Origin of the sequence: Klebsiella sp. HMSC25G12 (assembly GCF_001807705.1) — a bacterium.
GTDB lineage: Bacteria > Pseudomonadota > Gammaproteobacteria > Enterobacterales > Enterobacteriaceae > Klebsiella > Klebsiella variicola.
Genome location: NZ_KV789928.1, coordinates 18,596 through 40,882, shown reverse-complemented (window position 1 = coordinate 40,882; position 22,287 = coordinate 18,596). Strand labels below are relative to the sequence as shown.

Below are 22,287 nucleotides of genomic sequence, written 5' to 3'. Positions count from 1 at the left end.
AAGTACCAAAAGGAGCGAATCCATGAAGCCGTATCAGCGCCAGTTTATTGAGTTTGCGCTTAGCAAGCAGGTTCTTAAGTTTGGCGAGTTCACGCTGAAATCCGGGCGCAAGAGCCCCTATTTCTTCAACGCCGGCCTGTTTAACACCGGGCGCGATCTGGCACTGCTGGGCCGTTTTTATGCCGAGGCGCTGGTGGATTCCGGGATTGAGTTCGACCTGCTGTTTGGCCCGGCCTATAAAGGTATTCCGATCGCCACCACCACCGCGGTGGCGTTAGCTGAGCATCATGACCGCGATCTGCCTTACTGCTTTAACCGCAAAGAGGCAAAAACCCACGGCGAAGGCGGCAACCTGGTCGGTAGCCCGCTGCAGGGGCGTGTGATGCTGGTGGATGACGTGATCACCGCCGGTACGGCGATCCGCGAATCCATGGAGATTATCCAGGCCCAGGGCGCCCAGCTGGCGGGCGTACTGATCTCCCTGGATCGTCAGGAGCGCGGCCGCGGCGAGATCTCCGCTATTCAGGAAGTGGAGCGGGATTACGGCTGCCAGGTTATCTCAATCATCACTCTGAAAGAGCTGATTGCTTATCTGGAAGAGAAACCCGAGATGGCGGAATATCTGGCGTCAGTTCGTGCCTATCGTGAAGCCTACGGCATCTAAGACATACGCCCGGTAAGCGTCAGGCTACCGGGCATCTCAGAAGCAGATTACTGCAGCTGTGCGGCGACCAGCGGCCAGCGGGCCTCGAAATCATCCGTCGGACGATATTTGAACTCGCTTCGCACAAAGCGCGACAGCATACCCTCGCAGAAGGCCAGCAGCTGGCTGGCCAGCAGGGTTTCGTCGAGGGTGTAGCCTTCGCCTTCACGCATTTTTTTCTCGCGCATCACCTGACGCAGCTGCACTTCGATGCGCTCAAAAAGCTGGTTGATGCGGCCCTGTAGCCGGTCCTGTTCGAACATTAGCGCGTGCCCGGTGAGGATACGCGTCAGCCCAGGATTACGCTCGCCAAACCCAAGAATCAACAGAACGATCAGGCGCAGGCGCGCGGTCGTGTCCTTTTCATCTTTCAAAATCAAATTGATGCGCGTAATCAGACTGTCTTCAATGAACTCGATCAGGCTGTCAAACATGCGGGTTTTGCTGGGAAAATGGCGATACAGCGCGGCTTCGGAGACGCCGACGGAAGCCGCCAGTTTCGCGGTGGTAATACGTTGACTACCATCGCTGGATTCCAGCATGAGCGCCAGAGATTGAAGTATTTCTTCGCGACGATTCCGTTTCGCAGTTTGCTTTTCTGCCATGTTTTAAAATACCCCTGAAAATAAGCACTTGTCAGGCAGACATCCACAACGCGACCGCAAACCGGAGTTTGCGGTGATGTTATTGCGTTATGCGCGTTGGGATGCAGGTTCCGTGTTGCTGGGCTTATTTACGCCCTGAGTGACCGAAGCCGCCTTCGCCGCGGTCGGTGGCGTCAAACTCTTCCACCAGGTTAAATTCCGCCTGCACGACCGGCACAAAGACCATCTGCGCGATACGTTCGCCCGGCTCGATAATAAAGCTCTGCTGACCGCGGTTCCAGACGGACACCATCAGTTGCCCCTGGTAATCGGAGTCGATGAGGCCCACCAGATTGCCCAGTACTACGCCATGCTTATGGCCCAGGCCGGAGCGTGGCAGAATTACCGCCGCCAGAGAGGGATCGGCGATATGAATCGCAAGGCCCGTCGGCAACAGCGTGGTTGCACCCGGCGCCAGCTCTACGGCGTCGTCGAGACAGGCTCGCAGGTCAAGTCCGGCGGAGCCGGAGGTGGCATAGGTCGGCAGCGGAAATTGCTGGCCGACACGCGGGTCCAGAATCTTAACGTCGATTTTTTTCATCATAACGGGTCACGATCTCGTCGAGTAATAATTGGCCCAGGAGTTCCTTGCGCTCAAGTGGTAAGCGCTTTTCCCCATCCTGCCAGAAAAGGTGTAATGCGTTGTTATCGCTATTAAAGCCCTGATCAGGCTGAGAAACATCGTTAGCGCAAATCAGGTCGAGGTTTTTGCGGGCACGTTTTTGCCGCGCATATTCTTCCACATTATTCGTTTCGGCGGCAAACCCAACGACGTAAGGGCGATGGGCTTTTAGCGCCGCAACCCCGGCCACGATATCCGGGTTTTTAATCATTTTTATTGTTAATTCATCACCTTGTTTTTTAATTTTATCTTCGGCGATGACGGCGGCGCGGTAATCCGCCACTGCGGCGCAGCCAATAAAAATATGCTGCTGCTGAGCGCCGGCCTGGACGGCGGCTTCCATTTCCAGTGCGGTAGTGACATCAATGCGCTGCACAAACGGCGGTGTCGGTAGTGATACCGGGCCGCTGACCAGGGTCACGTTCGCGCCCCGCTGCGCGGCGGCGGCGGCAATCGCGAAGCCCATTTTGCCTGAGCTGTGGTTGCTGATGTAACGCACCGGATCCAACGGCTCACGGGTCGGGCCCGCGGTAATCATGAGGTTGAGATGTTGCAAATCTTTGACAGGGGAGGCGAAATGCTGCGCGGCCATCTCCACGATGGTTAACGGATCGAGCATTCTCCCCGGGCCGACGTCGCCGCAGGCCTGGCTGCCGCTGTCCGGTCCCCACAGCAGCAGGCCGCGGGAAGCCAGCGTCTGCAGATTCTGCTGGGTGGCCTGCGCGCGATACATCTGCTGGTTCATGGCGGGCACCACGGCAACCGGGGAAGGGGTGGCAAGACAGATCGTCGACACCAGGTCGTTGGCCATGCCGGCCGCCACGCGGGCGATTAAATCAGCGGTTGCCGGGGCGAGGATCACCAGGTCGGCCCATTTCCCGAGCTCAATATGGCCCATGGCCGCTTCCGCCGCCGGATCGAGCAGGCTGTCGGAAACCGGATAGCCGGATACCGCCTGCAGGCTGAGTGGGGTGATGAACGCTTTTGCCGCCTCCGTCATCGCGACACGCACCTCCGCGCCGCGTTCGCGCAGTCGGCGCACCAGTTCCGGGGTTTTATACGCCGCGATACCGCCGCTGACGCCCAGGACGATTTTTTTACCCGCCAGAGTCATCATGATGTCTTCCTGTTGCCGTAGACCAGAATCCGCGCATCTTATCACAATCCTGTCGTCGTCGTGCCTCTGGTGGGCATTCACTTTGCGAGCGGCTACGCAGGGTGAAAAGCAGTGGGTCGGCAGCGCCGTCAGGCTGTGCCAGGATAGGCAAATTCACCCAGGAGGGCGCATGGACGAAACGGAAAATCTGATGCCACGAGAAAAGATGTTGCAGTACGGCATCGAAGCGCTAACGGATGTTGAGCTGCTGGCGCTGTTTCTGCGCGTCGGCACGCGTCGTCAGGATGTGCTCGGCTATGCGCAGGCGTTACTGCAGCGTTTTGGCTCGCTCTACGCTCTGCTTTCCGCGGATAAAGCGCAGCTGATTGCCGTGGATGGACTGGGGCTGGCGAAATATGCGCAACTGAAGGGTATTGCCGAGCTGGCGCGACGCTATTTTAGCTCACAGCTGGTCGAGGAGGCTGCGCTGGTCAGTCCCTCGACGACGCGGGAATTTTTACAAAGCCAGCTTACGGAAGAAGAGCGCGAGATCTTTATGGTGATCTTTTTAGATAATCAGAACCGGGTGTTGAAACATAGTCGCCTTTTTTCTGGTACTCTTAGCCACGTTGAGGTGCATCCGCGAGAAATTGTACGCGAAGCCATCAAAGTGAACGCTGCCGCCGTGATCCTTGCGCATAATCATCCCTCCGGTAGTCCGGAGCCGAGCCAGGCAGACAGGCTGATTACCGAAAGGGTGGTAAAATGTTGTCGATTCATGGAGATACGCGTGCTTGACCATCTGGTTATCGGCCGCGGTGCGTATGTATCTTTTGCCGAGCGTGGCTGGATTTAGCCCCGAACTGGCGATCCTTCGGGATCTTTGTCTGTTCGGGACTTGAGCACATCGCCGAGTCAGCGTATACTACGCCACCTTTGAGAATCTCGGGTTTGGCATTTGGGCCTGGCAGTCGAGAGTTCACATTGAACTGCGATGACCAGGCTGTAAAGCCTGACGAGGCGCCAATACCCCATACGAAGCTCGAGCTAATTTGATTTTTGGAGAATAGACATGTCCCGAGTCTGCCAAGTTACTGGCAAGCGTCCGGTGACCGGTAACAACCGTTCCCACGCACTGAACGCGACTAAACGCCGTTTCCTGCCGAACCTGCACTCTCACCGTTTCTGGGTTGAGAGCGAGAAGCGTTTTGTCACCCTGCGCGTATCTGCTAAAGGTATGCGTGTAATCGATAAGAAAGGCATCGATACAGTTCTGTCTGAACTGCGTGCCCGTGGCGAAAAGTACTAAGTACTTAGAGGAAATAAATCATGGCTAAAGGTATTCGTGAGAAAATCAAGCTGGTTTCTTCCGCTGGTACTGGTCACTTCTATACCACCACGAAGAACAAGCGTACCAAACCGGAAAAAATGGAACTGAAAAAGTACGATCCGGTTGTACGTCAGCACGTTATCTACAAAGAAGCTAAAATCAAATAATTTTAGCCTCCTTGTATAAAAACCCCGCTTCGGCGGGGTTTTTTGTTTTTAAAACTCCCCCATATTGCTTTCACATACTCCCTTTTCAGTCACCTGTCCGTGAAGCACAATACGTCGGGTAAATGGAGGAAAATCATGCCTGAATTACCAGAGGTTGAAACCAGCCGCCGCGGCATCGAGCCGCACCTGGTTGGCGCAACTATTCTGCACGCCATTGTGCGCAATGGACGGCTGCGCTGGCCGGTTTCCGAAGAGATTTATCGCCTGAGCGACGTTCCGGTACTCAGCGTGCGGCGTCGTGCCAAATACCTGCTTCTGGAACTGCCGGACGGCTGGATCATCGTTCATCTCGGGATGTCGGGAAGCCTGCGTATCCTGAGCGAAGAGCTACCGGCCGAAAAACACGATCACGTTGACCTGGTCATGAGTAATGGCAAGGTGCTGCGCTATACCGATCCGCGCCGCTTTGGCGCCTGGCTGTGGACCAAAACGCTGGAAGACCATCCGGTACTGGCCCACCTTGGCCCGGAGCCGCTCAGCGATGAATTTAACGCCGACTATCTTCAGCAGAAATGCGCGAAGAAAAAAACTGCGATCAAACCCTGGCTGATGGATAACAAGCTGGTGGTAGGGGTCGGCAATATCTACGCCAGCGAGTCGCTGTTCTCGGCCGGGATCCATCCCGACAGGTTGGCTTCTTCACTGTCGCGGGAAGAGTGTGAGCAGCTGGTGAAAGTGATTAAGCTGGTCCTGCTGCGTTCGATAGAGCAGGGCGGCACCACGCTGAAGGATTTCCTGCAAAGCGATGGCAAGCCGGGCTATTTTGCCCAGGAGCTGCAGGTCTATGGCCGCAAGGGCGAACCGTGCCGGATCTGCGGCACGCCGGTTGTCGGGACCAAACATGCCCAGCGGGCGACCTTTTATTGCCGTCAGTGCCAGAAGTAGTTCTCAGGAACAGGAACGTTTGTAGGCCAGGTCAGCGTAGCGCCACCTGGCACAAAGACCGGGACAGAGCCGGTGTGGATGGGCGGCGCAGTGCAGCGCCAGCCTGCGTGGCTCATGCCCCAGCAGATAGATGCGTTACTTCAGCTTATTCAACAGCGCCTGGTGGACGTTAGCTGGCAGGAAATGAGAAACGTCGCCCTGGTGACGCGCCACTTCCTTCACCAGTGAGGAAGAGATAAATGACCACTCTTTGCACGGCATCAGGAACACGCTCTCAAGGGTGGGCATCAGGTGGCGGTTCATGTGGGCCAGCTGCATCTCATACTCGAAATCCGCCACCGCCCGCAGGCCGCGAATTAAAATATTGGCCTGCTGCGCGCGGGCGAAACTGGCCATCAGGTCGCTAAAGCCGATAACCTCCACGTTAACCAGATGCGCTGTTGCCTGAGTGGCCAGCGCGATACGCTCGTCGAGGGTAAACATCGGCTTTTTGCTCGGGCTCGCGGCGATAGCCAGCACCACTTTATCGAACATGCTCGCCGCGCGGGTGACAATGTCGATATGACCGTTGGTGATGGGATCAAAGGTACCCGGATAGATCGCTTTTGTGCTCATGATTACCCTTTCTCCGAGTAGCCGTGGCTCAGCGCCCACAGCTCGGTATATTTCGTAAACGTATACTGCGCGTTGACCATCGCCAGTAACCAGCCCTGCTTACCGTCCAGCACCCCACCGCGCAGCAGCAGCGTTTTCAGGAACGCGCCCAGGGTATGGCTGAAAATGCCCGCCATCGAGGTCTTCTTGCCCTTGCGGTGGCGCTCAAGCGCCCACGCTGCAGCATACGCCAGCTGTTTTTGCTGGAAGCCAGCGAAGTCGCGGCAGGTCAGATGCAGGAGATCGCCGGTTAGCGGAATGACCTCAGCGCCCAGGCTATCCAGCGATTCATGGACCAGATTATCGTTATAGCGGTAACGGGCGCGTTCGTACAGGCGCAGCACGCGATCGGGATACCAACCGCTGTGGCGCATAAAGCGTCCGAGAAAGTAGTTGCGACGAGCGATGCTGTAGATAGCGCCGCGCTGCGGCGCTGCCAGCACCTTAAGAATAGCCTGCCTGAGTTCTGGCGTGACGCGCTCATCGGTATCGATCATCAACACCCAGTCGCCGGTGGCATAGTCCTGCGCGCGCTGGCGCTGAATACCATAGCCTCGCCAGTCGGTATGGGTATAGACCTGGGCGCCGAGGCGGCGGGCCAGCTCGACGGTGTTGTCGGTACTGCCAGAGTCGAGGACGATGATTTCATCTGCCCAGCTAACGGAGTCCAGACAATCCGGCAGCAGGTCCGCTGCATCTTTGGCGATCATCACCACGGAAAGCCGGTTCGACATTAATGACTCCGTTGCGGCATGTAAGGTTGCAGTAACTTGAGCAGACGCGACAGCGCGCCCTGGTTCTGGTGCAGCACTTCCACCGCGTGACGGCCATACCACAGGCGGTAGTCTTCATCGGTCAGGAGCGTGGACACTTCCCTGACCAGCGAGTCGGCGTCGGTGACCGTGATCAGGCCATCATCCTGCTGCAGCTTGGCGCAGATATCTTTGAAGTTGAAGGTATGCGGCCCCATCAGCACCGGAATGGCATGCGCCGCCGGCTCGAGCGGGTTATGGCCGCCGCGCTCCACCAGGCTGCCGCCAACGAAGGCGAGGTCGGCAATGCCGTAGAGCAGCATCAGTTCACCCATGGTATCGCCAATCACCACCTGGGTACTGGAGGAGGGGATCTCGCCGGTGCTGCGCAGAGTAAAGCTCATTCCGGCCTTTTGCACCATCTCACGCGCGTCGGGGAAGCGCTCCGGATGCCGGGGAACGAGGATCAGCAGCAGGTTCGGGAAGGTCTCCAGCAGTTTTTTATGCGCCTGCAGGATGATTTGTTCTTCGCCGTCGTGAGTGCTGGTGGCAATCCAGACCTTGCGGTGTGGCGCCCATTGGCGGCGCAACGTAATCGCGCGGGCCGCCAGCTCCGGGGTGACGGAGATATCGAATTTCAGACTTCCGGTGACCGCCAGCTGGTTGCGCTTCAGTCCGAGAGCAAGGAAGCGGTTGCCATCCTCTTCATTCTGCGCGGCGATAAGCGTAATACGGCTTAACAGGCGGCGCATAAAACCGCCCAGTTTGGCATAGCCTTTGGCGGAACGTTCAGAAAGGCGGGCGTTGGCGATCACCAGCGGGATCTTACGCTTATGCAGCGCGGCCACCATATTCGGCCATAGCTCGGTTTCCATCACGATAACCAGCTTCGGCTGAACGGTATTCAGGAAGCGGTTCATGGCGCCGGGCAGATCGTAGGGCAGATAGACGTGATGGACATCTTTGCCGAACGCCGACATGGCGCGCTCGGAGCCGGTCGGCGTCATGGTGGTGACGGTGATCGGCATCGAAGGGTAGCGGTGGCGCAGAGCGCGAACCAGCGGAATGGCGGCCAGGGTTTCTCCGACGGAAACGGAGTGCAGCAGAATGCCATCCGGCTCTACCTTGTTCTGACAGAAGCCATAGCGTTCCGCCCAGCGTTTACGATAGGCAGGAGCCTTACGACTGCGCAGCAGCAGCCGCAGCCACACCAGCGGCTGAATAAGGTAAAGTAGGGTGGTATAAAGCAATTCCAAACTATTTATCCGTTCTCTGTTTTGGCGGGCAAATTCTAAGCATTTAGCCCGCGTAAAGCTATCTCTTTGGCGGAAACAGCGGGTTTTTGGTCTATACCGCGTGGCGATAACGCTTAATACGCAGATAACGGCGTCCCAGGCGCCAGCGTAAACGGAAAGTACAGGCGTTTTTCCAGATTAACCGCCAGATACCGCGGTCGAAGAATTCTTTAATAATAACATGCTTTTTCGACTCATCTTTCATGCTGTCGAAGGTGTGGATGATCCCCAGGCCTTCTTTGGCGATCTGCCAGCGACAGGCGGCGATATGGCGCACTTTATCCGGGTAGCGCTGGTTGATCGCCTCCAGCATCTCCAGAATCTTCATATAGTGGCGCGCCGAACGCATCAGCGTGTCGTCGTTGTCCGGCTTATGCGACACCGACTCAGAGTGGATGTAGTAATCATAGAACTGCTGGCTGGTGTACTGCACGCGCTCCGCGGCCAGCAGCGCCTCTGTCGTCCACGGGATATCCTGATGGCGCAGGCCGGGCTCGAAATGGAAGTGATGCTGGCGGATAAAGTCGTGGCGATAGATGTTGAGCCAGGTGACGTGTAGAAACTTCCGCGAGTCCAGGGCCTGCTTGAGCCAGACATGACCCGGCAGCACGCCGGTCGAGGGCAGGCGATCCAGCGGGAAGATCGGGTGGCTCTCGCGGCGCTTTTCATACACGTAGGTGCCGTTGCAGGTCGCGATATCGAGATGTTCTTTCTCGGCCATCTCCAGCAGCGTGCGATACATGCCCGGATAGAGTTTGTCGTCGATATCCGGAAACGCCAGATATTTGCCGCTGGCGGCGGCGAGGCCGGTATTGCGCGCGACCGAGACGCCCTGGTTTTCCTGCTCCAGTACCTGGACGTTCTGCAGCCGATCCCGCCATTCGGCGATCACCGCCAGGCTGTTGTCTGTCGAACCATCGTTCACCAGGATCAGTTCATAGCTTTCCAGCTGCTGCTGTTCAAGGCACTCAAAGAACTGCGCAAGAAATTTCTCACCGTTGTAGACGGCAGCCACGATGCTCAATAAAGGCGTTTGACTCATAAATCTTCGATCCTGGTTAACTAACGGCGTCAGGTGCGCTGCAGCTGACGGTACTGCTGACAAATGGACACGACGCTGAATTTTTCCAGCGCGGCGTCGTCGATAGTCGGCGGGTTATGGTAAATGCTTTGCATCGTCTGAGCCAGCGCCGGACTGGTCAGATCCGCCAGACCGCGGGCAAGTTCGCCGGTGAGGATCTCGGTGACGCCGCCGGGGCAGCGGGTGCTGGCAACCGGCGTATGCAACAGCAGCGCTTCCACCACCACATTGCCGAATCCTTCGCTATCGGAGCTTAAAACCAGCATCCGTGCGCCTTTGATCCACGGTAAGGGGTTTTTCTGAAAACCCTTGAACCACATCCGATCGTCAACCTGCAGCGTTTTGGCCAGCTGGCGCAGGCGCTGCTCTTGCTCCGGTTTTCCCTGGCCTAACAGCACCAGCGGCGCGTCAATGCCGCTTTGTGCATAGGCTTCGAGCAGGCGGTCGTGGCGTTTGCCCGGATGGAAGCGGCCGACGTGAATCAGATAGTCACCGGCCGGTCGCTCACTGTCGGCTTCCGCCTCGGCGCGCAGAGTGGCGATATCGAAGGGGTTGTAGATAGTTTTCAGCTGTGCCGGACGCAGGGCGAAGGCTTCCACCAGATCGCGTCCCACGGCGTCGGAAACCGCCACCACGTTGCGACCCTGGTAAATTCGCTTAATTTTCTGCTGCTTCATCCAGCGGTCAAAGCCGGTGCGGTGCCCGAGATAGGAGGCAGAGAATACGCCGTGCAGGCAGAACCAGACGTTACGCTCGCGCAGCGCCCGGCTGCGGGCGACGATGCGGTCGGTTTTGTGCAGGTTGGAAAGCACGAGGTCAAATTGCCCCTGCTGTTCGGCCCGGATGACCGCGGCGTCCAGCTGGCGGGCGCGGCGGGACAGCTCGGTCAGCTTGCGCCACGGTTTACGGCAGCGATCGGCCACCACCTGATAGTCGAGACCCTCGGGCAACGGATACTCGCAGACATCGCGCAGCGAAATGAGCGACACCCGATCGCCGTCGCGCAGGAACTGTGCTGCCAGGGTCAGGACCACTTTTTCCGCGCCGCCGCCGGGTAAACCGTCAATCACAAATAAGATGCGCATCGTTATTTCACCAGATCCTGATAAAGAGAAAGCAGCTGGGTTGAGAGTCGCTCGCTGGTGCAGGCCATGATGCGCTCGCGGGCGCGACCGCCTTGCGCGGAGCCCAGCGCGCGGGCAGGCAGGGCCATCACCGCCTGCTGCAGCGCCGGGATATCCAGGGCGTCGCAGACGTAACCGTTGTGGCCGTCGACGATAAACTCCGCCCCGCCGCAGCCGGTGGTGGTGATCACCGGCAGACCGCAGGCCATCGCTTCGAGAATGACGTTGGGGAACGGATCGTAGAGGGTGGGCAGCAGCAGACCATCGGCCATCTGATAGAAGGGCAGCGTCTCCGACTGCATGCCGAAGAAGCGCACCCGCGCTTCGCAGCCGAGACTCTTCGCCAGCGCCTGATAGCGCGGCTGATCCTTATCTTTGCCAACCACCAGCAGATAGCGATCGGTGGGGGCGATGGCGCGGATTGCCGCCGCCAGTCCCTTGCGCTCAAAGCCGGAGCCGACGTAAATCAGGCAGGTTGCCTGCAGCGGTAGCTGCCATTTGGCGCGTAAGGCGGCAAAGGTGTCTTCGCCCGGCGGTAGAAAACGCTGGTTATCAATGGCGTTATAAATAACGTGGATCTTCTCCGCCGGCAGGCCAAAGTCTTCGATAATTTCGCGCTTGATCATCTCGGCGTTGCAGATCACCCCGCGCAGGTGTGAGTCTTCATACATCTCGCGCTCCGCCTGCATGACGTAGCGATGATAACGGTCGGCGAACAGCAGGCGGCTTTTCCAGGCCGGTAAAATGCGCGAGCGCTGCTGCAGCCAGCGGCGATGAACGCCATCGCCAGCGCGGTAGAGATCGCAGCCGGGAATACGTTCATGGCTCTGCACCAGGTCGAAAGACTCGCGCTGCCAGAGCGCGCGCGCGGCGTTGGCAAAGCCGCGCTCGCGGCTGATGCGCCCCCATTTGCGCGGATTACAGATATGGATCTGCCAGTCCGGTTTCACCGGCCCCTGCCATTCGCGGGTGATGACGTTCAGCTGCAGATGACTGCTGTCGAGGGCTTCCAGCGCGCGGGAGACAAACCGTTCTGCGCCGCCGTCCGGGCGGTACTTCTGCCGCACCAGAGCCAGCCTGAATTTACTCATGCCAGTACCTTTTTCGCCGCCGCGATCACGGCGTCGGTAGGAATTAAATCGAGATAACGTTCTTCGGTGTTGGTGTTGATGTCATCCGGGTCGGGTAGCGGACCGAAGTCGCCGGCCCAGATCACCTCGCCTTTCGCCTGCCACGGACGCCAGAAGGTCAGCTTCGAGGGGCCGAACAGGGCGACCAGCGGAGTGCCGAGCGCCGCAGCCATATGCATCGGCACCGAGTCGACGCCGATAAACAGGCGGGCGTGATCGATCACCGCCGCCAGCTGGCGCAGCGTTAACTGGCCGGCTAAAGAGTGCAGACGCGCCTGCGGGCAACCGGCGATGATGGTGTCCACCATCTTCTTCTCTCGATCGTCGGGGCCGGAGGTGAGCACCACCGCGTACCCCTCGGCAGACAGCGCGTTGATCAGCGCACTCATACGATCTTCGCGCCAGCATTTAAAGAACCAGCGCGACGTTGGCTGGATGACGATGTAGTTTTCCCGGAACTCCTCCGGCAGCAGGGCGCGGCTGGTGGCCCAGTCTGCTTCGCTGTAGCCCATCCGCGCCGGCGCGTCGTTCAACGGGAGACCGAGCGGAGCGAGAATAGAGAGATTCTGCTGTACCGTATGCAGCTGGTTGTGCTGTTGGGTGGAGGCCAGCGCGGTGTGGCAATAGCGCCAGACCGGGTGGCGGCGCTTCGGAAAATCAAAACCAATCCGCGTCGCGGCGCCGGTCAGTTTGCTGATAATCGCGCTCGGCCACTGGTCAGCAAGGTTAAGCACCATATCGTATCGCTGCTGACGCAGCGTCTGAATGAGCTGCCATTGCATCTTCAACTGATGCCTTTTTCCCTGCTTTTTCCAGCGGCGATCGAGACCATAAATATGATGGATATCGGGGTTGGCGGCGAGCATATCCCGGGTCTCTTCATACAGCAGCACATCCACGCTGGCGGCGGGATACTGCTGTTTCAGCGCGTGAATAAGCGGCGTGATCAGCAGCATGTCGCCATGATGGCGCAGCTTAATGACCAGGATCCGCGCCGGGTTCAACGGGCCGCGGGAGAGGGTTTCAGGCGTCATACTCTGTTCTTCATCCAGGATAAGGGTTCCGATTCTAGGGGATCAGACAGATTGAGAGAAGCGTTGTATTGCTCTACCATGACCCGATACGTATGGCCTGAGGACGTTTTCGTGCACAATCCCGCATTTCTCATCACGATTGATACAGAGGGCGATAACCTCTGGCAAAAACATGACAGCATCACCACCGAGAATGCGCGTTATCTCCCGCGTTTTCAGCAGCTTTGCGAAAAGTATGGCTTTAAACCGGTCTATTTGACCAACTATGAAATGGCCATCGACCCCTTTTATATCGAATTCGCCAGAGACGTGATTGCCCGCGGCACCGCGGAAGTCGGCATGCATCTGCATGCGTGGAACAGCCCGCCGACCGAGCCGCTGACCGCCGATGACTGGCGGCATAAGCCTTATCTCATTGAATACAGCGATGCCATGATGCGTGAGAAGGTCGACTATATGACGCATCTGCTGGAGGATACTTTCCAGACCAAAATGGTCAGCCATCGCGCCGGGCGCTGGGCCTTTGACGAGCGCTATGCGCGTCTGCTGGTGGAGCACGGTTATCAGGTGGATTGCTCGGTGACCCCGCGGGTGAACTGGAAGACCGCCAAGGGAGCGCCGCAGGGCGATGGCGGGACCGATTATCGCCGCTTCCCGCAGCATGCCTATTTTCTCGATGAAAATGATATCAGCCGCGAAGGCCACTCTCCGCTGCTGGAAGTGCCGATGAGCATTCAGTACAAGCACTCAGCGTGGATGAACAGCGTGAAGCAGGGCTACGATCGCCTGCGGGGTAAAGTGCGTTCCCCCTCCGTACACTGGCTGCGTCCGATGGGCGGCAACGTGGAGACGATGAAAAAAGTCGTCGAACAAACGTTGACGCAGGGCAATGACTACGTGGAATATATGCTCCACTCTTCAGAGTATATGCCCGGCGGCAGCCCCACGTTCCAGAATGAACGGGATATTGAGCGTTTATACGCTGACCTTGAAGCCTTTTTTAGCTGGCTGGCGCCGCAGGTGAAGGGCATGACGTTGGCAGAATATTACCAGCGGAAAATCACACAGCGCTAACACAGCTCAAGGTACCGTATGCGTATCCTTAAACAATTAACGCGGAAAAAGAATGCTTTTTTCCGCGGCATTAAATTTAATTTAATTAACTATCGATACAGAAATAAGCCGGCGCGTAAAGCCTTCGACCCAGCGGCTGTCCGCCGCGTACTGCTATTGCGCCTGGACGATAAAGTCGGGGATATGGTGGTCACGACCGGCTGCGCCAGAATACTGGCCGAACGGGGATATCAGGTTTCGGTGTTAACCGGACCAATATGCTGCGAAATATTAGCAGGCTCAGAATTCATTCAGCAAGTATATTTATATCGGCCGCGCATGTCCTTAAATACGTTGCGGGCGGTAGGTTTTGATGCAGTTATCGATTTTGATGACGTCACCAGCTATGAACGCTTTAAATTACTCGCCGATTTACGGGCGGCCAGCGTGATTGGTTTTAATAAAGATCAATATAAACTTTACGATCATTCGATCGCTTTTTTTGACAGCAACAGCCATATTTCCCAGCGCTATAAACAGGTGGTGAAACTGTTTGGCATCGTTGACGACCACCCGTATCACTATCATCTCCCCGGCTGCCGCCATGAGCGGGAGAAAGTGGCTCGCTTGCTTTCCCAGGCCGGAGAGGTCGAACTGCGTATCGCCATTAACCCTTTTACCGCGTCTGAGGATAAAGACTTCTGTCGTCACCAGGTGGCGACCCTGGTCGAGCGGTTACGCGCCCTACCTTACCGGGTCTGTATCGTGATGGTGGGGCGTAGTGAGAAAATCCGCCAGCTGGGGCTGGATATGGCGCTGTATATCGCCGACAGTACCATCAACTCCGCCGTCGAAGTGATCCGCAGCTGTGATTTAGTCATTACGCCAGACACCTCGATCGTGCATATCGCCCGGGCCTTCGATAAACCGATGGTGGCGGTCTATAACAAGCGCAAACTCAAGGATACCGGGCTGCCCGGCTATCACATCTGGGCGCCGGGCTATGACAAGGCGAAACAGATCGTCTGTGAAGAAGCGAATGTCGCCGATGTGGCGATTGAGTCAGTGTGGCCCGTGATTAAAGAGCAGGCCGACCGGCTGGTCGCCGCCCGCAGTTGATTTAAAAGTGAATATAATAAAGGGCCGCTGACGGCCCTTTTTGTTAGCGTTTTTCCGCCAGCCCTTTGCTGAGCGCGATGCCCAGCGGCAGCCAGAACAGCACCCAGGTTTCCCGGGGGTTGCTGATGATAAACATCCCCTGCGAGGCCATAAACACCAGCGCGTAAAACAGGATCGCCAGACTGTAGCGGCTGTCGGTGTGGCGCTTGCGCCACGCCTGCCATAGCCCGCAGGCAATGACCGCCAGCAGCAGCAGTAACCCCAGGATGCCGCCTTTCAGCAGGGCGCCCATATACACGCTGTGGGTGGTGGTGATGTGCTCGCCGCTGTAGTTGATGAAATCCAGTTCATAGCTGAAACCGCGCCCCAGCCACGGCTGGCTGGCCATCTCCGACAGCGTATGGTGCCAGATGCTCAGGCGCAGCCCGCTTTGGGTGCCAAGCTCCTCGAAACGGGCGAGCAGCATGTCGCCCACCGGCGTCATGACCAAAAGCAGCGCAACCAGCACAGCCAGCGCCGCGGCGATCAGCAGGTTGCGGCGGGTGAAGACGTGCAGGTGCAACGTGCAGCCGACCGCCAGCACCAGGGCGATGATCGGCCCACGGCTTTGGGTGAGCAGCAGCATCACCAGCATGATGACCACCGGCAGATAGAGCCAGTGGCTGGCTTTTTCTTTCAGTAGCATGCCGCAGATTAAAATGCCGATGCCGCAGTAACCGGCAAGGTCGATAACGTTCGTTGGTCCGGGGTTCTCGGGGGAGACCGCTCGTTCGGTGAGGACCAGCGTATGGTCGATAATCAGCGTCCACAGGGAGAGCACGGTGATCCCGCCAACCACCGCCAGCATGGCCAGGCGGCGGGTTCGTTCGTCGCTGAGCAGCATCGTCATCAGCAACAGATACCCCGTCAGATACACGCCGTGGGTGATCGGCGAGTCAATATGCTGTGGCGTATGTCCCCACAGGTTACTGAGGGCGTAATAGATAAAGAAAGCTGCCAGCAGCGTCCAGGTCTGCCACTGCTCGCGTAACACCCCGGCCAGCGCCTGGCGGTTTTCCTGGCGTACCAGCGACAGCAATAGCAGCAGGATCGATAAATGCAGCAGATTATTGGTCCGGGTGGACATGCAAAAAATCGCGCTGAAAAATAAAAACAAAGGAAAGACAATCGAGTAACCCTGTCTGGCGAAGTTACTCACTTTTAAAGTACTCATTAAACGCAACCTTTTCGAAGATAGTATCCGGCACAGCGCTTTCTGGGGAAAAATTAATCACCCGAATCTGACGTTGCTGCAGTACCTGCGCGGCATGCGCAAAGGAGGGCATGACGAGGGTATCCACTTTTGTTGCCAGGTAAGAAGGCAATTTTTCTTGTTGTGTTTCGTAGAATCGCGGCTGGTTAAAGTTGGTCATATCCAGGCCGCTCACCAGGATAGTATTGAAGCCCAGCCAGGCGAGAATTTGCAGCGCCCAGTAGACCACCGTGCCGGCATCAAAGATGCCCTGGCGAATATCGGTGCTAAAACAGATATCCGGGCGCTGAGGATGAAAGCACATCGCCGCATTCTGCTGGTAAGTGCGCTTTATCGCTTCGCTGGCGACTTTCGGCTGGTAAATCTTATAGCAACCGTCCTCAATCAACGCCAAACGGCAGCGTAGTGCGTCCCCATAGCGATCGAGGATTTTGGCGATCCCGTGCATGGTGGTGAACAGCAGAATCTCCGGCTGGCTGACAATGGCGCGGATAATATCAGGCTTCTTATCGAAAAATTCCATGTCGACGATGGTATAGAGCGAAAAGTGTAGCCGGTCGGCAAGATGCCAGGCGCCATTGACGCCCATCACCGGGATCGTTTTCGACAACAGGGAAAAATCGATATTGCGGGTTGAGGGGCCGGTGGCGGTCAGCAGGACTTCGCCCTGCATGCTGTTTTTCAGCGCGCTCAGGCTGACCAGCGGCACCGTTTTCCCTTTATAGCGTAACGCGCTGATTTCGCCGCTTGGCGCGCGCGTAATACGGGTAAAAGGCCACAGATTTTCATTGTGGCGATAAGCGCGAGGGCGCGTATAGCGGTAGATCTGTTTAAACAGGGATCCCATCAGAGCAGCCCCTGATTTTGCAGGAGAAGATGAACCCGGCTGGCCGGAATATCGCTGGTGCTGGTGCTGTTTTCCGGCCTGACGATATGCTGGTTTTTACCGTATCCGCCAATCAGCCCCGGATCGGTCGGGCCGTAGAGCGTGAAGTTCGGTTTATCCAGCGCGGCGGTCAAATGACTCAGTCCGGTATCGACCGAGACGACAGCCCGGGCGCTGGCCAGAACCTGCGCCACCTGCTCAAGGCTCATGCGCGGCAGCACTTCAACATACTCCCGGCCTTCCGCCAGTCGTTTTGCCCGCGCCTCTTCGTGCGGGGCGCCCCACGGCAGCTTAATGCGGACGCCGCTGTCGGCCAGCAGATCGAGAAGCTCCTGCCAGCGGGTTTCCGGCCAGTGCTTATCATCGCGGGTGGTGGCGTGCAGAAACACCAGATAGGGCGCGGCAGCGCTAGCCTCGTGCTGCAGGAAATGGCGCGCAATGGCGTAATCCCCCTGGGTCTGGGGTTTCGCGTAGCCAAGGCTTTTGGCGAACAGCTCACGGGTACGCTCCACTGCGTGCTGCTGTTTCGCGATATGGTGGCGGCGGTTGTAAAACAGGCTCGCCAGCGGCTCGCGGGCCGTTTGCCAGTCCATACCGTGCTTGACGCCGTGCGCCAGGCGAGTAACCAGCGCGGCGCTTTTCACCAGCCCCTGGGCGTCGATGATGGCGTCATACTTTACCGCCTGAACGGCCTCGCGGAAGGCTTGACGCTCCGCTTTAATCGGCGCGGAAAACCAGGCTTTACGCCAGCGGCGAATCGCCACCGGGATCACCCGCTCGACGCTTTCATGCCAGGAGGGGATCTGCGCGAAACCCTCTTCAACCACCCAGTCGAAGCGAATGCCGGGGATGGCCTGCGCAGCGTCGGTTAGCGCGGGCAGCGTGTGTAGCACGTCGCCCATGGACGAGGTTTTTACGATCAATACCCGCATCCGTTACGCTTCCTCGTGCTCGGTTTTTTCCGCTAACAGTTCGTTCAGCTCTTGCAGGACGCGTTCTGGGGTGATGTCGATCAGGCTCTGATGATAGCCTTCCGCGGCATCGCCTTTGCGCACCTTGTGGTAGCCGCTAATCAGGCGGATAACCCGCGCTTTATGCGACAGCGGCGGGGTGAAGTCCGGGCTGCTCGGGCCATACAGCGCCACCAGCGGGCGGTCCAGCGCGGCGGCGACGTGCATCAGCCCCGAATCGTTAGTCACTACAGCTTTACAGGCGGCGATCAGAATGACCGCCTGCTCCAGCTGGGTTTCACCCGCCAGATTACGACACCAGGCCTGCTGCTCGCTGCTGAGGGCGGCGATGATCTCTTTGCCGGCCTCGTTATCTTTCGCCGAGCCGAATAACGCAATCTGATAGCCATCGTCGATAAGCTTTTTAGCCAGCGCAGCATAGTGATAGTGCGGCCAGCGTTTGGCCGGACCGAATTCCGCGCCGGGGCAGAAGCCGATGATCGGCCGCTCGTTTGAGAGATTAAAGGCGTTGCAGGTCTGTGATTTTTCGCCATCGTTGACCTGCAGCTGCGGCCACAGCAGCGGCTGAGGCAGATCTTTGGCGCAGCGCATCACGCCGTTGTCGTAGGCCAGCGCCACGTAGCGTTCCACCATCAGCGGCCAGGCGTCTTTGTCCAGTACCCGGGCGTCGTTGAGCAGGCCGTAGCGCATCTCGCCGCGCCAGCCGGTGCGCAGCGGGATGTTGGCAAAGAAGGGGACTAATGCCGATTTAAACGAGTTCGGCAGCACGTAAGCGCGATCGTAGCGACGCTCGCGCAGGCTATGGCCGAGCTTGCGGCGTTCGCCGATAGCCAGCGCGCCGTGGCCCAACGGCATCGGGATCGCTTCATTCACTTCCGGCATGCGCGATAGCAACGGACGGCACCAGGCTGGCGCCATCACGTCGATAATCGCCTGGGGATAGCGCGCCCTGAGCGTACGATAAAGACTTTGCGACATCATCATGTCGCCCACCCAAGACGGGCCTACCACCAGAATTTTCATGTTATCTCTTACGCATCCCGATTCAGCCAGGCCATATATTCCGTTACGCCTTCGGCAACGGTTTTGAACGGTTTGTCATAGCCCGCTTTGCGCAGGTTAGTCAGATCGGCCTGGGTGAATGCCTGGTAGCGGCCTTTCAGTTTGTCCGGGAACGGGATGTACTCAATGCTGCCTTTTTTATGGAAAGCCAGGGTCGCATCGGCAACCGCCTGGAAGGATTCCGCGCGGCCGGTGCCAAGGTTGAAGATCCCGGACACGCCGTTTTCCCAGAACCACAGGTTGACGTCTGCCACGTCGCCCACGTAGACGAAGTCGCGCTTGAAGCCGTCGCTGCCTTCGAACAGTTTCGGACTTTCGCCATTATTCAGCTGGGTGTTGAGGTGGAAAGCGACGCTCGCCATGCTGCCTTTGTGGCCTTCGCGCGGCCCGTAGACGTTGAAGTAGCGGAAGCCGACGATCTGCGAATTGGCTTCCGGCAGGATCTGGCGGACGTATTCGTCGAACAGGAATTTGGAGTAGCCGTAGACGTTCAGCGGCTGTTCGTACTCACGGGACTCGATGAAGTCGCTGGTGCGCCCGCCGTAGGTGGCGGCGGAAGAGGCGTACAGGAACGGGATTTCACGCTCCAGGCAGTAGTGCAGCAGCTCTTTAGAGTACTGATAGTTGTTATCCATCATGTACTTGCCATCCCACTCTGTGGTGGAAGAGCACGCGCCTTCGTGGAAGATCGCTTCGATTTCACCGAACTCTTCACCCGCCATTATCTGGATCAGAAAGTCTTCTTTATCCATGTAGTCAGCGATGTTCAGGTCAACCAGATTCACAAACTTGGTGCCGTCTTTCAGATTGTCGACAACCAGAATGTCGGTGATGCCTTTGTCATTCAGCGCTTTAACGATGTTGCTGCCGATAAAGCCTGCGCCGCCGGTAACGATGATCATAACTGTACCTTTGAAGTTGGGAGCCCGAAGACAATCCGGGCATGAATGCTCATATCATATCACCACATGAGCAAGCCTACAGCCATTCGCAGAATAAGGTGCTGGGCTGACGTGATTTATGCTGCAAATAATTCATTCAGGCCTGCATCATCTCGTATCAGCGTATAGCTTTGGGTAATATGTGCCAAATTTTGCCGAATCTGGAGAGTTGCAATGCGTGGTGATTTCTACAAACAGTTAACGAGTAATCTGGAAACCGCTCGGGCCGAAGGCTTGTTCAAAGAAGAGCGGATCATCACCTCGGCGCAGCAGGCGGACATTACCGTCGGCGACAGCCATGTGATTAACTTCTGCGCCAATAACTATCTGGGTCTGGCGAACCACCCGGAACTGATTGCCGCAGCGAAATCCGGTATGGACAGCCACGGCTTCGGGATGGCCTCGGTGCGCTTCATCTGCGGTACCCAGGACACGCATAAGCAGCTGGAGAAGAAGCTGGCCGATTTCCTCGGTATGGAAGACGCGATCCTCTACTCCTCCTGCTTTGACGCCAACGGCGGCCTGTTTGAAACGCTGCTCGGGCCGGAAGACGCCATTATCTCCGACGCCCTGAACCATGCCTCGATCATCGACGGCGTGCGCCTGTGTAAAGCGAAGCGCTTCCGCTATGCCAACAACGACATGCAGGAGCTGGAAGCGTGTCTGAAAGAAGCGCGCGAGGCCGGCGCGCGTCACGTGCTGATCGCCACCGATGGCGTCTTCTCGATGGATGGCGTGATCGCCAACCTGAAAGGCGTTTGCGACCTGGCGGATAAATACGATGCGTTGGTGATGGTCGATGACTCCCACGCCGTCGGCTTCGTCGGCGAAAACGGCCGCGGCTCTCATGAATATTGCGACGTGATGGGTCGCGTCGACATCATCACCGGCACGCTGGGTAAAGCGCTGGGCGGCGCCTCCGGGGGCTACACCGCCGCACGCAAAGAGGTGGTTGAGTGGCTGCGCCAGCGTTCCCGTCCGTATCTGTTCTCCAACTCTCTGGCGCCGGCCATTGTGGCCGCCTCCATCAAAGTGCTGGAGATGGTTGAAGAGGGGGCAGACCTGCGCGATCGGCTGTGGGCTAACGCGCGTCTGTTCCGCGAAAAAATGACCGCGGCAGGTTTCACGCTGGCGGGCGCCGACCACGCCATCATTCCGGTGATGCTGGGTGAAGCGGTGGTGGCGCAGAACTTTGCCCGCGAGCTGCAGAAAGAAGGGATCTATGTCACCGGCTTCTTCTATCCGGTGGTACCGAAAGGCCAGGCGCGTATTCGCACCCAGATGTCGGCGGCGCATACCCCTGAACAAATTGAGCGTGCGGTGGAAGCCTTTACCCGCATCGGCAAACAACTGGGCGTCATCGCCTAATAAGGGTGTGAGATGAAAGCGTTATCCAAACTGAAAGCGGAAGAAGGCATCTGGATGACCGACGTACCGGAACCGGAAGTCGGCCATAACGATCTGCTGATTAAAATCCGCAAGACTGCTATTTGCGGAACCGACGTGCACATCTACAACTGGGATGAGTGGTCGCAGAAGACCATTCCGGTGCCGATGGTGGTCGGTCACGAATACGTCGGCGAAGTGGTGGGGATTGGTCAGGAAGTGCGCGGCTTTAAGATTGGCGACCGCGTCTCCGGCGAAGGGCATATCACCTGCGGCCACTGCCGCAACTGCCGCGCGGGCCGCACCCATTTGTGCCGCAACACCATCGGCGTGGGCGTCAACCGCCCGGGCTGCTTTGCCGAGTATCTGGTGATCCCGGCTTTTAACGCCTTTAAAATCCCCGACAATATCTCTGATGACCTGGCGTCTATCTTCGACCCGTTCGGCAACGCGGTGCACACCGCGCTCTCCTTCGATCTGGTCGGGGAAGATGTACTGGTTTCCGGCGCCGGTCCGATCGGCGTGATGGCGGCGGCGGTGGCGAAACACGTCGGCGCGCGTAACGTGGTGATCACCGACGTCAACGAGTACCGTCTGGAGCTGGCGCGCAAAATGGGCGTCACCCGCGCGGTGAACGTGGCGAAAGAGAACCTCAACGACGTGATGGCCGAGCTGGGCATGACCGAAGGTTTCGACGTGGGCCTGGAGATGTCCGGCGCGCCGCCGGCGTTTCGCAGCATGCTCGATACCATGAACCACGGCGGCCGTATCGCGATGCTGGGTATCCCGCCGTCGGATATGTCCATCGACTGGACCAAGGTCATCTTCAAAGGGCTGTTTATTAAAGGGATCTATGGTCGCGAAATGTTCGAAACCTGGTACAAAATGGCGGCGCTGATCCAGTCTGGTCTGGACCTTTCACCGATCATCACCCACCGCTTCGGCATTGATGATTTCCAGAAAGGTTTTGACGCGATGCGCTCCGGCCAGTCCGGTAAAGTGGTTCTGAGCTGGGAATAACGCCTCCGGGCTGTTGTAAA

The 22,287-nt window shown here is 57.8% G+C and carries 24 protein-coding genes; 9 read left to right on the top strand and 15 right to left on the bottom strand.

Going from position 1 to position 22,287, the window contains the following annotated elements:
• Positions 1-22: 22 nt before the first annotated feature.
• Complete coding sequence (gene pyrE, locus HMPREF3096_RS28090) at positions 23-664, top strand: orotate phosphoribosyltransferase (protein WP_008806829.1); 642 nt, start codon at positions 23-25, stop codon at positions 662-664.
• Positions 665-711: 47 nt separating this feature from the next.
• On the opposite strand, the gene slmA is transcribed toward pyrE, so the two are convergent.
• The 3 genes from slmA to coaBC form a co-directional block, all read right to left on the bottom strand.
• Positions 712-1,308, bottom strand: a complete 597-nt coding sequence (gene slmA / locus HMPREF3096_RS28085) for a nucleoid occlusion factor SlmA (RefSeq protein ID WP_008806831.1) — start codon at positions 1,306-1,308, stop codon at positions 712-714.
• Positions 1,309-1,432: 124 nt separating this feature from the next.
• Positions 1,433-1,891, bottom strand: coding sequence for a dUTP diphosphatase (gene dut / locus HMPREF3096_RS28080; RefSeq protein WP_012540306.1), 459 nt, complete (start codon positions 1,889-1,891; stop codon positions 1,433-1,435).
• Positions 1,869-3,083 carry a bifunctional phosphopantothenoylcysteine decarboxylase/phosphopantothenate--cysteine ligase CoaBC gene (gene coaBC, locus HMPREF3096_RS28075; protein ID WP_032691473.1) on the bottom strand — a complete coding sequence of 405 codons (1,215 nt, stop codon included), beginning with the start codon at positions 3,081-3,083 and terminating at the stop codon, positions 1,869-1,871. The genes dut and coaBC overlap by 23 nt, the downstream gene beginning before the upstream one ends.
• 172 nt (positions 3,084-3,255) lie before the next feature.
• Between coaBC and radC the strand changes: the two genes are divergently transcribed.
• From radC to mutM, 4 genes are all read left to right on the top strand, one after another.
• Positions 3,256-3,921, top strand: a complete 666-nt coding sequence (radC, locus tag HMPREF3096_RS28070; protein ID WP_008806834.1) for a RadC family protein — start codon at positions 3,256-3,258, stop codon at positions 3,919-3,921.
• A 216-nt stretch (positions 3,922-4,137) separates the two neighbouring features.
• Positions 4,138-4,374 (top strand): 50S ribosomal protein L28, encoded by a 237-nt coding sequence (rpmB, locus tag HMPREF3096_RS28065; protein ID WP_002436699.1) that lies wholly within the window; start codon positions 4,138-4,140, stop codon positions 4,372-4,374.
• A gap of 20 nt (positions 4,375-4,394) precedes the next feature.
• The gene (gene rpmG / locus HMPREF3096_RS28060) at positions 4,395-4,562 is read left to right on the top strand and encodes a 50S ribosomal protein L33 (RefSeq protein WP_002922510.1); all 168 of its coding nucleotides are present in this window, start codon (positions 4,395-4,397) and stop codon (positions 4,560-4,562) included.
• Between the two features lie 135 nt (positions 4,563-4,697).
• Positions 4,698-5,507: a bifunctional DNA-formamidopyrimidine glycosylase/DNA-(apurinic or apyrimidinic site) lyase gene (gene mutM / locus HMPREF3096_RS28055; RefSeq protein ID WP_008806835.1), complete on the top strand. Its 810-nt coding sequence runs from the start codon at positions 4,698-4,700 to the stop codon at positions 5,505-5,507.
• 135 nt (positions 5,508-5,642) lie between these two features.
• Here mutM and coaD read toward each other — a convergent pair whose 3' ends face one another.
• The 7 genes from coaD to rfaQ all read right to left on the bottom strand — a co-directional run bounded on the left by coaD (position 5,643) and on the right by rfaQ (position 12,577).
• Complete coding sequence (gene coaD, locus HMPREF3096_RS28050) at positions 5,643-6,122, bottom strand: pantetheine-phosphate adenylyltransferase (RefSeq protein ID WP_008806836.1); 480 nt, start codon at positions 6,120-6,122, stop codon at positions 5,643-5,645.
• Between the two features lie 2 nt (positions 6,123-6,124).
• Positions 6,125-6,895, bottom strand: coding sequence for a glycosyltransferase family 2 protein (locus tag HMPREF3096_RS28045; RefSeq protein WP_008806837.1), 771 nt, complete (start codon positions 6,893-6,895; stop codon positions 6,125-6,127).
• Positions 6,895-8,169 carry a lipid IV(A) 3-deoxy-D-manno-octulosonic acid transferase gene (gene waaA, locus HMPREF3096_RS28040; RefSeq protein WP_008806838.1) on the bottom strand — a complete coding sequence of 425 codons (1,275 nt, stop codon included), beginning with the start codon at positions 8,167-8,169 and terminating at the stop codon, positions 6,895-6,897. The genes HMPREF3096_RS28045 and waaA overlap by 1 nt, the downstream gene beginning before the upstream one ends.
• 91 nt (positions 8,170-8,260) lie before the next feature.
• A complete protein-coding gene (locus tag HMPREF3096_RS28035; RefSeq protein WP_008806839.1) occupies positions 8,261-9,250 on the bottom strand; it encodes a glycosyltransferase in 990 nt (329 codons plus the stop codon).
• A 29-nt stretch (positions 9,251-9,279) separates the two neighbouring features.
• On the bottom strand, positions 9,280-10,374 hold the full coding sequence (locus tag HMPREF3096_RS28030) for a glycosyltransferase (RefSeq protein WP_070544673.1): 1,095 nt from the start codon (positions 10,372-10,374) through the stop codon (positions 9,280-9,282).
• 2 nt (positions 10,375-10,376) lie between these two features.
• Positions 10,377-11,504, bottom strand: a complete 1,128-nt coding sequence (locus HMPREF3096_RS28025; protein ID WP_008806841.1) for a glycosyltransferase family 4 protein — start codon at positions 11,502-11,504, stop codon at positions 10,377-10,379.
• Positions 11,501-12,577: a putative lipopolysaccharide heptosyltransferase III gene (rfaQ, locus tag HMPREF3096_RS28020; protein ID WP_012540310.1), complete on the bottom strand. Its 1,077-nt coding sequence runs from the start codon at positions 12,575-12,577 to the stop codon at positions 11,501-11,503. Before rfaQ ends, HMPREF3096_RS28025 begins: the two co-directional genes overlap by 4 nt.
• Before the next feature lie 111 nt (positions 12,578-12,688).
• Between rfaQ and HMPREF3096_RS28015 the strand changes: the two genes are divergently transcribed.
• Complete coding sequence (locus HMPREF3096_RS28015) at positions 12,689-13,651, top strand: polysaccharide deacetylase family protein (protein ID WP_012540311.1); 963 nt, start codon at positions 12,689-12,691, stop codon at positions 13,649-13,651.
• Between the two features lie 18 nt (positions 13,652-13,669).
• On the top strand, positions 13,670-14,749 hold the full coding sequence (locus HMPREF3096_RS28010) for a glycosyltransferase family 9 protein (RefSeq protein ID WP_008806844.1): 1,080 nt from the start codon (positions 13,670-13,672) through the stop codon (positions 14,747-14,749).
• 43 nt (positions 14,750-14,792) lie between these two features.
• Here HMPREF3096_RS28010 and HMPREF3096_RS28005 read toward each other — a convergent pair whose 3' ends face one another.
• From HMPREF3096_RS28005 to rfaD, 5 genes are read right to left on the bottom strand one after another with little or no spacing between them, the layout of a single operon-like run.
• On the bottom strand, positions 14,793-15,962 hold the full coding sequence (locus tag HMPREF3096_RS28005) for an O-antigen ligase family protein (RefSeq protein ID WP_022064893.1): 1,170 nt from the start codon (positions 15,960-15,962) through the stop codon (positions 14,793-14,795).
• The gene (locus HMPREF3096_RS28000) at positions 15,940-16,848 is read right to left on the bottom strand and encodes a sugar glycosyltransferase (protein WP_012540313.1); all 909 of its coding nucleotides are present in this window, start codon (positions 16,846-16,848) and stop codon (positions 15,940-15,942) included. Before HMPREF3096_RS28000 ends, HMPREF3096_RS28005 begins: the two co-directional genes overlap by 23 nt.
• Positions 16,848-17,819 carry a lipopolysaccharide heptosyltransferase RfaC gene (gene rfaC / locus HMPREF3096_RS27995; RefSeq protein ID WP_008806847.1) on the bottom strand — a complete coding sequence of 324 codons (972 nt, stop codon included), beginning with the start codon at positions 17,817-17,819 and terminating at the stop codon, positions 16,848-16,850. The genes HMPREF3096_RS28000 and rfaC overlap by 1 nt, the downstream gene beginning before the upstream one ends.
• A gap of 3 nt (positions 17,820-17,822) precedes the next feature.
• On the bottom strand, positions 17,823-18,881 hold the full coding sequence (gene rfaF, locus HMPREF3096_RS27990) for an ADP-heptose--LPS heptosyltransferase RfaF (protein ID WP_022064891.1): 1,059 nt from the start codon (positions 18,879-18,881) through the stop codon (positions 17,823-17,825).
• Between the two features lie 8 nt (positions 18,882-18,889).
• The gene (rfaD, locus tag HMPREF3096_RS27985; protein ID WP_008806849.1) at positions 18,890-19,822 is read right to left on the bottom strand and encodes an ADP-glyceromanno-heptose 6-epimerase; all 933 of its coding nucleotides are present in this window, start codon (positions 19,820-19,822) and stop codon (positions 18,890-18,892) included.
• Positions 19,823-20,035: 213 nt separating this feature from the next.
• Between rfaD and kbl the strand changes: the two genes are divergently transcribed.
• Complete coding sequence (kbl, locus tag HMPREF3096_RS27980) at positions 20,036-21,229, top strand: glycine C-acetyltransferase (protein WP_008806850.1); 1,194 nt, start codon at positions 20,036-20,038, stop codon at positions 21,227-21,229.
• Positions 21,230-21,241: 12 nt separating this feature from the next.
• A complete protein-coding gene (tdh, locus tag HMPREF3096_RS27975) occupies positions 21,242-22,267 on the top strand; it encodes an L-threonine 3-dehydrogenase (protein WP_004205051.1) in 1,026 nt (341 codons plus the stop codon).
• Positions 22,268-22,287: the final 20 nt, after the last annotated feature.